This is a genomic window from Aestuariibacter sp. GS-14 (genome assembly GCF_006494365.1).
Lineage (GTDB): Bacteria > Pseudomonadota > Gammaproteobacteria > Enterobacterales > Alteromonadaceae > Alteromonas > Alteromonas mangrovi.
The window spans coordinates 582,504-596,284 of sequence record NZ_VHIP01000001.1; the positions used below are offsets into that span (position 1 = coordinate 582,504).

11 protein-coding genes are annotated in these 13,781 nt (G+C 42.8%); 1 reads left to right on the top strand and 10 read right to left on the bottom strand.

Annotated elements, in window-relative coordinates; translation table 11 throughout:
• Positions 1-78: 78 nt before the first annotated feature.
• On the top strand, positions 79-330 hold the full coding sequence (locus tag FJ444_RS02500) for a DUF2798 domain-containing protein (RefSeq protein WP_140956327.1): 252 nt from the start codon (positions 79-81) through the stop codon (positions 328-330).
• Between the two features lie 147 nt (positions 331-477).
• On the opposite strand, the gene FJ444_RS02505 is transcribed toward FJ444_RS02500, so the two are convergent.
• From FJ444_RS02505 to FJ444_RS02550, 10 genes are all read right to left on the bottom strand, one after another.
• On the bottom strand, positions 478-3,045 hold the full coding sequence (locus FJ444_RS02505) for a M1 family metallopeptidase (RefSeq protein ID WP_140956328.1): 2,568 nt from the start codon (positions 3,043-3,045) through the stop codon (positions 478-480).
• Between the two features lie 145 nt (positions 3,046-3,190).
• The gene (locus FJ444_RS02510) at positions 3,191-3,898 is read right to left on the bottom strand and encodes a sulfotransferase family 2 domain-containing protein (RefSeq protein WP_219993859.1); all 708 of its coding nucleotides are present in this window, start codon (positions 3,896-3,898) and stop codon (positions 3,191-3,193) included.
• Between the two features lie 85 nt (positions 3,899-3,983).
• Entirely contained in the window at positions 3,984-4,922 is a 939-nt protein-coding gene (locus FJ444_RS02515) for an alpha/beta hydrolase (RefSeq protein WP_181405033.1), read from the bottom strand.
• Between the two features lie 149 nt (positions 4,923-5,071).
• Positions 5,072-6,955 carry a M1 family metallopeptidase gene (locus tag FJ444_RS02520; protein WP_140956330.1) on the bottom strand — a complete coding sequence of 628 codons (1,884 nt, stop codon included), beginning with the start codon at positions 6,953-6,955 and terminating at the stop codon, positions 5,072-5,074.
• A 140-nt stretch (positions 6,956-7,095) separates the two neighbouring features.
• A complete protein-coding gene (locus FJ444_RS21765) occupies positions 7,096-7,887 on the bottom strand; it encodes a transposase (RefSeq protein WP_181405034.1) in 792 nt (263 codons plus the stop codon).
• A gap of 348 nt (positions 7,888-8,235) precedes the next feature.
• Positions 8,236-9,915: a methyl-accepting chemotaxis protein gene (locus FJ444_RS02530; RefSeq protein WP_140956331.1), complete on the bottom strand. Its 1,680-nt coding sequence runs from the start codon at positions 9,913-9,915 to the stop codon at positions 8,236-8,238.
• Between the two features lie 204 nt (positions 9,916-10,119).
• The gene (locus tag FJ444_RS02535; RefSeq protein WP_140956332.1) at positions 10,120-10,371 is read right to left on the bottom strand and encodes a hypothetical protein; all 252 of its coding nucleotides are present in this window, start codon (positions 10,369-10,371) and stop codon (positions 10,120-10,122) included.
• Positions 10,372-10,564: 193 nt separating this feature from the next.
• Positions 10,565-11,089, bottom strand: a complete 525-nt coding sequence (locus FJ444_RS02540; protein WP_181405035.1) for a protein tyrosine phosphatase family protein — start codon at positions 11,087-11,089, stop codon at positions 10,565-10,567.
• Between the two features lie 406 nt (positions 11,090-11,495).
• Positions 11,496-12,206 carry a transglutaminase-like domain-containing protein gene (locus FJ444_RS02545; RefSeq protein WP_181405036.1) on the bottom strand — a complete coding sequence of 237 codons (711 nt, stop codon included), beginning with the start codon at positions 12,204-12,206 and terminating at the stop codon, positions 11,496-11,498.
• A gap of 65 nt (positions 12,207-12,271) precedes the next feature.
• Positions 12,272-13,519: a hypothetical protein gene (locus FJ444_RS02550; RefSeq protein ID WP_255438917.1), complete on the bottom strand. Its 1,248-nt coding sequence runs from the start codon at positions 13,517-13,519 to the stop codon at positions 12,272-12,274.
• Between the last annotated feature and the right edge of the window lie 262 nt (positions 13,520-13,781).

Sequence of the window (13,781 nt, forward strand, 5' to 3'; positions counted from 1 at the left end):
ATAAGACATATTTAACATAAACGCAATCCATTACAATAGACTCGTTGGTAAATTAATCTGCTTATAGGAGAACAAACGATGATCAATAGCCGATATGCCCAATTAACATTCTCCTTTTTCATGGCATTATTCATGTCAGGGATTATGTCTTTAGCAGTATTGCTTGTTAACGTAGGCGCAAACACAGAGACACTCACTCGTTGGCTGACAACCTGGCCGATGACCTTTACGATTGCATTTCCTACGATTTTGCTGGTGTCGCCAGTGGTAAAACGCTTAGTTGATATTTTGATTTTCACTCAGCCTAAAGCTGAAATTGAATCTGAATAATTTGCGGTATCCCAGGAATAGATAGACCACAATGGAGACCTCAATGTGACTGTCACTTTGTCGAAAATAAAAGAAAGTGACTGTCACCTGAAGAACCAATAAAAAAGGCACCATTATCGGTGCCTTTAACGTTTATAGTATCATTTATTATTGTGCGGCGAGGAAGGCGTCGAAATCAGCCTGATAAGTATTTTTCAAACGCAGACACTGATTTGATTCATCCATCATAATGTCGTAACTGCGTGCCATACCTTCAAACTTGTCTTTCAATGGGCCATAAAACTCAATCGCCATTGCCAGATTATTAGTATCACAAGTCGTAGATACAAATTCTGGCATGCGTGAAACATGATAGGCGGGCATTTTGGCAACCAGCGCATCTGTATTGGCTTTCAACCACTTATATACAAGTGTTTGATCATCCAGATTACGAGCTACCGTTACCACCATATAAACAGTATTGGCTGGTGTTACATCGCTACTCAGTGCCAAATCAAGCAGTTTATTCACTGATTTCTCGTCGTCAAAACTCATCGAATACAACAATGTATTTTTCACGTTAGGTAAATGACTTGCCCGGAAAGTGGCCAGGATAGTGTCAAACCACTCTGTTTTCCCTTTTTGTTCTGTCGTTACGCTAAGTGCAGTGCCAGCAATACCGCTTGGGATCCTGGTAGTATCAGCAAGATATTGCTTAGCTAACGCTTCACTCTTTTCGATAAGCGCTGCGTTTTTGCTGTGATGCCCTAACAGTGAATAAAGCTGATTTCTTAAACGAATAACACTTTCTTCGTCGTTATCACCCTGAGTGAGAGTCAGTTTATCCAACAAAGGCATGTATTTGTTGTTCAGCAGAGCAGCAAAAGCATCCTCATTGTCGTCATTTACCAGATACAAGAATTCACTTAGCGTGCCAACTGACGCTCTGATCACCACCGGATCGTCGTCCTGAGCCAATGCGTTCAGTACTTTCATCACGCTGTCGATACCCACTTTGCCAGCATTCAACAGAGCTTGCATGTTATACAGTACGTTTTTCTTTTCGCGATTGTTCAACACGTTTAGGTCAGCCAGTAAGTTATCCAGCTGACTTTCCGGAATTGACCAACGGAAATAGCCCGTTGCGTTGTCGTTCGGAAATACCCAATCAGCTTCCGCTAACTGAGGCAAACGAGTAGAAGACTTATCGACAAACACGATTTCACGAGCAATCTTGCCATCTTTTTTGTAGCTGATATTCAAAGGTACCGCCCAGTTTTGAGCATCTACCGTGGCGCCTGCAAAATGATAACGTTGCTGCGTAACTGAGCCATCAGTTGCCACCTCAATCAAAGGATATCCAGGTTGTTCCAGATACGCTTTCATCATTGCGCTTAAGTTGAAGTCAGATACTTTGTCCAGCGCCGCCCACAAATCATCGGCTTGTGTGTTACCCCAGGCATGCTTTTTCATGTAAGCGCGAATACCTGTTCGGAAATTATCGGTGCCAATCAGCGACTCAATCATTTGCAGAATTGATTCACCTTTTGAATAGTTCAGGCCCAGTCCGTCCATTACGTCGGGCTGGCTGCGTACTACTTTTTTCACTGGTTTCACTGTTGGGCTGGCATCTGCCCCAAAAGCACCTTCCTGAATGATTCGGTCACGGAAATTAAGTTCCGGATACAGTTCCATCATCACATAACTTGCCATCCACGACGCAAATGCCTCGTTTAACCACAAATCATCCCACCAGGCCATAGTAACCAGGTTGCCGTACCACTGGTGTGCAAGCTCGTGTGCTATTACATTAAGCGGACCGGAGCGCTCAGCTAGTCCGGGTTCGTCTTCTAGCAGCAACAAGCTATCGCGATAAGTAATAAGACCGGCATTTTCCATTGCACCGTGTGTAAAGTTAGGTACGGCAACAAAATCCAGTTTTCGGTAGGGGTATTCAATACCGAAGAAATCTTCCAGCGCGGTTAAAATCTCAGGAGTATGCTTAACAACAAACTTGGTTTTGTCCGCGTAGCCTTTCGGCACATAAATCTTGCCCGGCACTTTCAAGCCACTCAATTCAACGCTATCGAACGGCCCCACCGTGTAAGCTATAAGGTAAGTTGGCATAGGCTTGGTTTTCATGAAGGTAACAGTTTGCATACCGTCTTTGACCTCATGTTTTTCAACCGGAGTATTCGATACAACTACCTGATGTTCAGGTGAAGTTATTGTCATTTGATAGGCGATTTTGAAGCTCGGCTCATCGAAGCTCGGAAAGGCACGACGTGCATGCATATCTTCAAACTGGGTGAATATGTAGTTTCTATTTTCAAAAGCCGACAAATACATGCCATCAGAAGAGGTATTCACCTTGCCGTTAAACTGAATCTTTAGCGCATAGCTGCCAGCAGGAATAGCCTCAGATGCCACTGCCCAGTTTATGTCGTAATCCCCTTTTTCTACAGCAAGAGGGATCATACTTTGGTTATTGATCAGTTCCGCACTATCAACTGTTAGATCCAACTGATAAAAGCCAATTCGATTGGTAGATTGAGTTACATCAATATTAATTACCGTTTCACCGCTGTAGGTAGGTGTGTCAGGATCGATATTCAGATGAATCTGTTGAAAAGTTGGCTGAATGCCGGATGGCAAACGATACTCAACGTCCTTGGCCAATGCGTTTGTTGCAAGCAACAGTAACGCACTACTGGCCCACGCCAATAGTCGCTTCATGTTTTGTCTCCACTGTCGAAAGGTGAAATATGTTTTGGTTTTTATAAAGCTCGCGATAATACCATTTCCACGCTTTTTTGGTGACTCAATAAAGTGTAACGAACTGTTGTAATGTGTAAACTGAACCGAAATACCGTCCGTTCGTCTAAAACTGATAACCCAATAGTGCAATTTCCGGGGCAAACTCCTGCTCAACAATTGCCCTTTGTTTGTCGCTGTATACTTCGCGGTAGTGGCGCCTGTCCTTGCGATAATTTCCTTTAGCGTTTACCTGCAGCGCTCCCAAGTGCGGTACACCTAATTCGTCTAATAGCGCAAATAGCTCTGACTCTAAATTTTCATATCTCAGTACCCGGTCCACCAGCACTTTCCCATGCCTGTCGCTGTAAAGCGGATAGTTCAGACACAGTTCCTTAGCTGATAAATACTCCGTAAAACTCTTTGGTGGGTTTGAGCGTTGCTTACACATGTGAAAGTGTGACAGGGTTTTGTCCCACGGATTGCGGTCGACACAGAATTTGGTGTAAGAGTTCCAAATTGAGACACTCACTCTGCTCTTCACATCTTCGGCACTTGAGTGGTTACGGAAAGGGCGGGACTTCAGCCAATCAGTTGCAGATTTTAGATTCAAGCCATTTCGTTGCCGGGAAATTTCATTTCCAAGACTCCATCGCCCTTTATAGTTTCGAGAAACATGACCAATTTCAGGAGGATATATGGGTGTGCAAACATCGCTTTCATCGCATAGTGACGAAAGCATCACCTCAATACTGGTCCCGGCAGTTTTGCGGGTTTTAATAAAAATAAAACGGTATTTGTGAGAAATAATCATTATTGAAACACTCAAATTCAAAGTAAGCACCTCTGATAGAGCGCTTATTTGTTGAGTGTTTCATTAATTTAACTAATCTTTACCCGCCCTTACATTAAGATAACGGTTACTGGTGTTTTACCCAATCGAGCACATCTGAGAACCAGTCAACGCGATGTCGCATACCAAATCCATGGCCCCCATCAGGCACAATCAACATTTGGACACTCACTTTATTTGCCCTTAACGCATCAAAGTATTGCAACGTATTTTCTACTACAACCACTTCATCATCTGTTGCATGAACCAAGTAAGCTGGCGGTGTTGTGAGTGTCACATTTTTCTCATTGGAGAAATGCGTTATTAATTCAGTGCGTGTCTCTGAATCAGAAATATTCCCCAACAGCAGATTACGCGAACCTTCGTGCGTTAGCGCGTCATTCATACTGATAACCGGATAGATCAGTATTTGGAATGCAGGTCTGACTGTTTGTTTGTGAGTGTCTAAAACAGGTGATGAAAACAACGTAGCCGAGGTTGCAGCTAAGTGCCCCCCTGCAGAAAAGCCCATTACTCCGATTTTATTCGGATCAACCGACATACTTTTTGCCAAAGCGTGGACGGTACTAATCGCTTGTTGCAAATCCTGAAGAGGTCCTTCGTTAGGAATATCCATTGTTTCGGCACTGGGCATTCGATAGAACAGCACAAATGCGGCTATACCATTAGACGCAAACCGCCGGGCGACCTCTTCACCTTCCTTTATCGAAGACAGTCCGAAATACCCGCCTCCCGGACAAATTATCACCGCAGGAGCCAGGGATTCCATAGATTCAGGTAAGTACGCAGTTAATGACGGAGACGATACGGCTGTAATAAATTTATCACCAGGACTTTCTCTGAATATCGTACCCGGATTATCCGATTTAATAGAACCAGGGATTTTACCTTCGTAAAGCCCCATTGGTTTTACAATAACATCTGCAAATGTATTGCTGGTAAACAGAAAAAATGACAGAAACACCCATTTAGATGTGGTTGGTGTGCAAATAAAGAACCGTCGCATACAATTCCTTTGTTGGATTTTTGTTAATGCAAACATTAACACTGCGGCCAGCGCACTGATATATCAAAATGCAATTTCTACGTAGTTGTGATTCAAATATAAAACGACCGGCGTTGGCCGGTCGAGTGAGTGTCTAATTTAACAAATGGCTACTGAACAAAACCTTCGTTGGCTCGAACTGTAAGTGGGTGATAACCTGGCTTCGCTTCCTCAAATGCCTTTTTCGCGAACGCTTTCCCTTCCGCTGTTTTAGATAACTCCTGATACAATGGCTTAACCAATTTGTTTCGGCCAATGCTAACCAGATAGTTATAAAGACGGGCGTACGCTGGCTGATACTGGTTTTTAACCGCAATCATTAACCAGCTGTGGGCTATTTCGTTATTTGATGACTTGGTTAAATTGAAAGCCTCATCTAATGCGTTCAATTGCTCAACGGTTAACGTTTCAGGCATATTATTCAAAAAATATAACCACTCGTGCACCGTCCAACTTTGAGTTTGAATGCTGCTGGCGAGCACTTCACCAGATAGAAAATTGGCTCTCGCCTGATCAATCTTTGTAAAGGCATCAGAGGTTGGCACCGGGGCGCCATCTGGAATACCGGGGTTAAAGATCCATTCGTGTATGCGCGCTTTATCAAGCTTATCAGCATATTCAACAAGTAACGAGCCTTCCAGATAGGTAACAAACTCATCTGTTGTGATGCTCTTAAATGCAAACTTCTGGAAATATTCTACCAGGAATTTATCGAACTCCGCTCTCCCTACAGTTTGCTCTAATTCTCTCAGGAACAGCGCGCCTTTTTCATAAGGAATATCCGAAAATACATCGTCAGGATTCCGCCCACGTAAGTCAATTGCAAGAACTTCATCATTTGCTGGTAACGCATCAATATCGGCCGTCAGGTCCTGATATCCCAGCACAGCTTCTTTGCGGTATCTGTCATGCCCATATACCATTTCCATGATTCTGTATGTTAAATAGGTTGTGAACCCCTCATTCAGCCATAGGTCTCTCCATGTCGCATTGGTCACTGTGTTCCCAGACCAACTGTGTGCAAGCTCGTGAGCGATTAATGAGACAAGGCTCTTATCTCCAGCAATAACAGTAGGAGTAATAAAGGAAAGCCTTGGGTTTTCCATTCCACCAAATGGAAATGATGGCGGTAAAATTAATAAATCATAACGATCCCAACTGTAAGCACCAAATGTACTCTCAGTGACTTCCAGCATGCTTTCCGTGTCGGCAAATTCTTCCGCAGCAGCTTCGAGTAGCGCAGGTTCTGCATACACTCCCGTTCTGGAACCCATAGCCTTAAACTTTAAATCTCCTATGGCCAGTGCAATCAAATACGACGGGATTGGCTGAGGCATATTAAAGTCGTACTCTCCATCTCTGGGTGTATCGGGATCATTTGATGCACTCATCACAGCTAACAGCTCATCTGGCGTTTTGATTTTTGCTGTGTAAGTGACACGCACTTTAGGAGAATCCTGAAGCGGAATAAAACTTCTCGCATGCACCGCCTGTGCCTGGGTAAATAAAAACGGATGTTGTTTGCCTGCAGTTTGAGCAGGTGTTAACCACTGTACACCCGATGCTTGTGGTGAAGTCTCGTAAGTGACAGTCACTTTATCAGATTGTTCAGGTAGTTGAATTCTCAGTGCAGCACCCAGCTCAGGATCTGCAGCATCCAAGGTATACTGTAAAGGCTGGCCTTCAGATGTAACAGATTGAATAGCGAGCTCTCTTGTATCAAGTACTAACTCATTAGCGTTTACAGCAATTTTTTGGAAAGTGAGTGTCACAAAACCCTTTAATCGCTTCGCTTCGAAATCCGCGGTTAAATTTAAGTCCAGGTGAGTCACTTTAACTTCGTGAGGATTTGCAAAAGAATGGTAATCCACTCCCGATTTAATTTCTGCTGATTCTGTGGTTTTGATACTATCCGTAGGCGTTTGTGAAGCTTTCTGGGGTGAACATGCAGTTACCGCCAAAGCCATTATTATAGAACTTAAAAGGTTTTTCATGTGATGTCGTCATTTGTGATTATAGTTTGGGCTATCATGCCATAATCGACGACCTGACGGCATCTATCCGTCGCAGTTTTTATATAAACCGTTTTATATAATTGGGAATTCTCAAATAACAAAAGCTTCCCACAGGAAAACTAAGCGGGCTCATTGCCACCATAACTATTAATGAATTGATGCAAGCTTAACTTTGCACTCGCTCTTGCCTCAATATTTGAGATTGCATCAGACCACTGATTTATTCTCAATTTATTAAGTACTTTGCATTTTACCTGCGCTTGACGAATGGGTTTAATGTTGCTGGATTTAGATGACAAGTCAGTTAAAAATTCCAAATATTCTTGAAAAGAAATTGGCAGTTCATCAACTTTGGCAGCCTTTGATTTGAATGCGACTAAATTGGCAGATATTTTCCTCCTGTCAGAATTATTTATACGTAAGTAAATGCTTGTATACATTGAAGTATTTAAACTACTAGTGATTCCGGCGCGAATTGGATTTAAATCAACATAAGCCATACAGGCGATGAGCGCTGCTTCGTCCAATATTGCCTGGGATTTGAATCGCCCTTCCCAAAACCGCCCCGTACAATTGTCTTCACGATTCGCTTTTTTAGCGATAAATTCATTTAACAACCGCATAAACCAGCTTACATCGAACAATCTCTTTCTGTAGATTTTTATCATTGACTCAACTGTGATTAGCTCTGCATCTGACAACAGCTGCCGTTGCTCCGAATCCACATAAGCCCTGCAAAGCACTGTGCCTTTGTGCATAGACAACCATCTTTGCATTACTTCCAGGTTACTCCACTGTAAAGCCTCATCCTTATTCACTCTGAGGACAACATGTGTATGATTGCTCATTACAGCATAGGAACACACATCGATGGCAAAAGCTTTTGCCAATAAGAGTAGACGCTTTTCCACCCATCCTCTTCGATGTTCGTAAGACTATCCGGAGTGCCTATCTTTTCCGCACAAATAGGCACGACGCACGCATCGGGATATACAATGATAATAAGATGTTTCTGACAGGCTAATCAGTTCCTTTCTCGGCTTAGGCATAGCATCTCTCCTTTTGCTAAAGCATGCCTATTTTCAGAAAGAATTACTGCTGAACCAAAGGATGTTTAATAGCTCAACGGCGCTAATTAATGTTACTGTCTCCTTCGGCACCACTAATTAATGTGGCTGTCTCGTTTGCTACCATCAAAAGTGAGTGTCTAAAGCACCCGCCATCTCTAAAGCACCATCTAAACCTCCAGCCCTCAGCTTTTACAATCGAAATTGCCCAACCAAGGATTCGAGATGTCGGGTTTTGTCATTCATCACATAGCAAGCCTGTTTATTCTCAGCAGACGAGTTGGCCAGTTGGCCAGTTTGCTCGTTAACTTCATTTACTTTAACGCTAATATCACCTGATACCTGACTTTGCTCCTGAGCTGCTGTGGCAATTTCTGCATTCATTTGGTTAATAGTTTGAGTGGCATTCGCTATAGCTATTAACGCCTCTCTCGTTGCCTCAACTTTGCGCTGGGTTTCCTGACTTTTATCAATACTCGCTTCCATTGTGGTGAGTGCAGACTGAGAGCCACTTTGCAGTCGTTGAATCATATCCTGAATTTGCTCGGTACTGGATTGTGTTTTGCTCGCAAGACTTCGCACTTCATCGGCAACCACCGCAAATCCACGCCCTTGCTCCCCAGCCCGAGCCGCCTCAATTGCAGCATTTAATGCGAGTAAATTTGTTTGAGCTGCAATATTTTCAATTACTTGAAGCAGGCTTACAATCGCATCCACATCCCCCCCTACCCGCTTCACAACCCCGCTTGCCCGGCTAATTTCATCTACTAATTCATTCATGCTGTTCACGCTTTCGAGAACAGTTTTGTCGGCAATATCACCCTGCTTCTCTGCTTCCTGGGCAGCCTCGGCTGCAGCATCAGCACTCTGCGTTACATTTAATGATGAGGCTGATAATTGTGTTATTGCTGCAGCAATTTGATCCGTGTTACCTTGCTGCTGCGCCGCGATGTTATCAAGACGGGACGCCCGATGTTCAAGTTTACCGGTTTCGTCTTTTATATCGTTTGTTACATCTCTAATCATACACATCATGCTGTGTAGATTTGCCAATAGCTGATTTACGTATCTTGCCAATAAACCTATTTCAAATTGATCATCAACGTTTACCTTTCTGGTTAAATCACCATTGCCTTCAGACAACAACCGAACGGAGTGGGTAATTTGATCCAAGGGCTTACTGATGCTACGTCGAACAAATAGCCCCGCAAAAAAGACTATCGCAACCAGCACAACACAGGTAGCCACTAGCAAAGTAACCAAACTATTTCTCGAATCCCGAACATCTTCTTCTATTCCAATAAGATGCCGCTCTACTTCGTCGATATAGAAACCGGTTCCAATCATCAAATCCCAATCAGGAAAATAGGCTGAATAAGACAGTTTAGGATATGGCGTACTGTCACCAGGTTTTGGAAAGTAGTAGGTAACATAATTACCACCTTCAGCAAATTTATTCAGTTTACCCGCTTTTACCAACTCGCGAATAAGGTAAATGCCGTTACTATCCTTAAGATCCCAATAACTATTGCCGACTCCAGCAGGGTTACTGCCATTAAAAACCCTTATACCGTTATTATCGTAGCCGAAAAAATAGCCCGACTGGCCGTAAGAAAATCGACTCAAAAGCTCAACAGCTTCATCTCGGCTCCCTCCGGCGTCGTATATCGGCTTTACCAGACTTACCGCAATCTCCACTAGCGATTTCGCTTCATGTTCGCGATCATCTGTTAATAATGACTTGCTACTTTCAACCCGGGTTTGAGCCAGAGTATTTACCTGAAAGACAGTAAAGGCAGTTAACACCACGCCCAATACAACTACAGGCACCAGCGACAATAGCAATAACTTTTGTTTTATCGAAAGTGACATAGCCACCCCTCACAATTAACAAATCAGTTACAATGCTATAAGTATGGACATTCTTAGAATTTTGCCAAACGGCATAACGCTTTATTTGGGATTAGACAAGCAGGCTTAAACGGTCAATGTAAATGATGTAACCAATTTTATTTGTAAAACAAAAAAGCCTCATTTACGGTCACAAATGAGGCTTGATGTTACGTATTGAGCAGATTACAACGAACGGCGCCGTTGCACTTCACGAATCACACTATTGCGGTCTACAACAATCGGAAAATCATGGCTGGAATCCAATACCAAAGAACTGCCATCCCGGAACACATACTGTGTTAAATCGGCCGATATTTCATTGCATTCACTACAGGTTCTAAAACAGTGAAGCCACAAATGCCCTTTATCAATTTTGAGTGCATTTTCAGCCTGTGTTGGAACTGGCTTTGTTGTTGGAAAAGCTCTTAAGGACATACTTTGTCTCCGGGGAGTTACGTGTTTCTCGTACAACTTTCGGAAGCACATTTGTGTAGGGTCACTTTAAAGCTTAGCAGTAATTCCTGATTATTTTTTGATCTGAATCTAAATTTTTAAGTTTCTTAAGTTTTTAAATCGATTAAGTAAGTTAAGTGATTATTCATGCAGAGATTTTAATGTGGCATTTAACTTAATAACTCGCCTTAACGTTAGCTATAAACTCACGCCAGGTTTCGTTTGGCTTCCAAATTGCATCTAAATCAGCCCGAGCGACTGCCTCATTCTCCTTCATTTGCGTCACTCTGTATAAATACGTAAAAGCCGAGCCCCGCCAATTCAATTTGCAATGGGTAAACACCATTTCGTTGTTTTTCATGGCCTCATCTAACACCGATTTATAGCGCTCAAAATCTTCAAGGGTTGGATTATTCCAATCAACTGGAATATTGATGTAATGCATATTCAGGGATTCTACCGTTTGCTTTTCATCCGTGCGGTTCCCCGGAATCAAGTCAACGACATGCCTGACACCCGCCTCCGCTAGTACCGCCAACTGGGCGTCATTTGGCAAACTTGCACTTAATAAAAATTCACCGTTTACCTGAAAGTTGTTGAGATCAGATAAATGAAAATCTTTTTGTTTAGGCTCAGCAACAGTATTTAAGGCCAATCCGCATAAGCAAAAGACAAAAGCTTTCAGAATTGGAAACTTCAAAATATCGGCTCCTTTTTGGCAAAGAGAGGGAATAGATAGACTGTTAAAGTAGACACTCACTGTCTATTTTAATTCATGCCTAAGTTTACGCGACATTTCTTCATTTAGATTGACAGAATCTGTAATCAGGAATACTCACGTGAGTGAATCAGAATAATATGGGCGTAAAAATGTGAGTGTGAAAGTAGACACTCACTATCTATTTTAATTCATGCCTAAGTGAAAGTAGACACTCACTGTCTATTTTAATTCATGCCTAAGTTTACGCGACATTTCTTCATTTAGATTGACAGAATCTGTAATCAGGAATACTCACGTGAGTGAATCAGAATAATATGGGCGTAAAAATGTGAGTGTCACTTTGCGTACTGTCACTTTGCGTACTTTGCATAGCGGTGATGCATTATCATCCGGCATTTTTCACGTCTATAATTTTTTCAGGCATTATCGAAACAATGTTCATGAGCCCCATACCAAATCCCGGGCCCTCATTGCGAAGCGCAGAAACCGGTAGGTAAAAAAGTCTTGCTGAAGTGGCATCCGTCATCGCCGCATCGATAATCTGCCATTCGCCATTAAAAAATACCTCAGTCCATGCATGGCCGAAAGCGGAAACATCAGTAGTCTCTTCCATTATCACTGCACCAATCACCAGCCTGGCTGGTAAACCTAACGATCTCGCCAAGGCCGTCGTCAGCGTAGCATATTCAGTACAATCACCACTCTTTTCAGTAGCAACGACAGACGCAAAATTAAAGCCGTGTATGTAACTGGGCTTGTCGATGTATTGGCTTACATAGCCAGCAATGTTTGTGAGTTGCCAGGGTTGTGACACCCACTGCATAAATCCAGCAACAAATTGTTTGGTACTGGGTTCATTAATATCAATTACAAAACTATCTTTCAGCAGTGAAATATCTGCATTCCCTTTGTAGGAAACCTGTTCAGACAATGTCATTTTTAATTGATTATCTGCGATCTGCAGTATTTCAATTCCAGCCCACTTAGCCAGATTTTGCGCGAGTTCATCAGCGCCATTGCTAAGCAATGTCAACTGTATTGCATCATCAAGAGGCAATGTTTGCTCTGTTGCTAATGTTACAGGCAGCACTGCCATTGAGGGCACCGAGTTCGCGCCCGCCAAGGCGCTATATAACACGATAGATATTGCTATTAGCGTTTTCATGGCAGAACAGGCTGTCCATGTAAATGGATTAACTCCAGTTCCATTTTTAACGGGCCACGAGACAGGGTGCCCCGTTCAAAAATCCCCAGTTCCTTCGCCTGAAACTCCATAACCAACGCCCCCATATCCAGCTTAAAATTAGCATCAGCGCTCTTAATCTTACTCAACGTAACTTCTAAAGCACTCAAGGGATCTGCTTCAGGTGTCCACATGTGAAAGCGCTCGGATGCTTTGTCGGCCTGGGCAAGCAGTTCCGTTTCCAGGTAGCTACCTAAACCTGATAACAACCACCCTGTATACTCAAGTTTGCCACTCACCGGCTTACCTTGAAGCTGCCCTTCTACCTGCCAGGATTCCTCACTAAAACTAATGGAAAACTCTGACGCTAACTTTCCATTCTCAATTGAGTATTCCTGCCCATTTATCAACGAGCCGTCTGCTCGACTCCAGGACGTTGACAATGAGTCAGATGTGGCAACAGAACTGGCGTCAACCGGAATGATGTAAGCGCTATATTCGTTAATTTCAACATCACCGTCGCTGTCGATATCATATACTTCACGACCAAACCCTACGGGCATACCATTGATTGTAATGCGATAAACCGGGCTGAAAAACGTGGTATCTTTATGTGGAGCCGCAAATGCTTGTACAAATGACTCAAAAACTGATTTAAACGTGGCTCGATAACCAATTTCGTTGTGGGTACAAATTTGCAGACTTTGCGCAGTTTGAGCCGACATGGCCTTAATCACACCGGACACTTTTTCAGCGCCTTCACCCAACATATATAACGTATCTAACTGTAAATAAGGAGTTGCGCCCGAAACGCCGCTATCAATTGCATAGTTGAACTGACCGGACAGCTTTTTATTATTTAATGCTTCAGCGCCTTGCAAATTATGCTTAATAATTGCATTCATCGAATTGGCAGGCCCATCGAAACTGGTAAAAACGTAACACTCTACCGGTGAAGCAGTTCCAACATTAATATTGTAATACCAGTAACCTTCTTCCTGTTCCACCAACGATACAACGCCTACTACCTTACCTTTTGCGCTCAACGCAGTTAGTTCAAACTCCGAAGTTTCACTTACGTTAGTTTCTCTTACCATTGACGTTTTAAACCAATCCGGAAAATCCCCAAGATTAATAAGGTCAACGGCACTGGCAACGGGAGATAAAGCGACACTGAACAGTGCAATGCTAATTGGTTTTAAAGCAGTTTTAACAGCAGAATTCATAAGACATCCTTTTATCGTTATTTTTTCCTGCCACAAGCATACCCATATGTTTGTTGTTTGCCTATTTAAAATCCTTTGAAATTAGACACTCACTTTTGAAGCACACAAGGAAGAACAGCAGCAAATTGAGAATAACGCAAATGAGGTGATTTGCTTCTGACAGTCACAATGTCATTAAAGTGACTGTCACAAAAAGAAAATATGTAAGCTCAACGTTGAAGCATCACTCCTAATAAAGAAGTGAGTGTCCAAACACAGTCCA

Coding starts and splice junctions, on each gene's coding strand:
- FJ444_RS02545 (WP_181405036.1), bottom strand. CDS start 12,206: ATGGCAGTGCTGCCTGTAACATTAGCAACAGAGCAAACATTGCCTCTT.
- FJ444_RS02520 (WP_140956330.1), bottom strand. CDS start 6,955: ATGAAAAACCTTTTAAGTTCTATAATAATGGCTTTGGCGGTAACTGCA.
- FJ444_RS02505 (WP_140956328.1), bottom strand. CDS start 3,045: ATGAAGCGACTATTGGCGTGGGCCAGTAGTGCGTTACTGTTGCTTGCA.
- FJ444_RS02535 (WP_140956332.1), bottom strand. CDS start 10,371: ATGTCCTTAAGAGCTTTTCCAACAACAAAGCCAGTTCCAACACAGGCT.
- FJ444_RS02530 (WP_140956331.1), bottom strand. CDS start 9,915: ATGTCACTTTCGATAAAACAAAAGTTATTGCTATTGTCGCTGGTGCCT.
- FJ444_RS02515 (WP_181405033.1), bottom strand. CDS start 4,922: ATGCGACGGTTCTTTATTTGCACACCAACCACATCTAAATGGGTGTTT.
- FJ444_RS02550 (WP_255438917.1), bottom strand. CDS start 13,519: ATGAATTCTGCTGTTAAAACTGCTTTAAAACCAATTAGCATTGCACTG.
- FJ444_RS02500 (WP_140956327.1), top strand. CDS start 79: ATGATCAATAGCCGATATGCCCAATTAACATTCTCCTTTTTCATGGCA.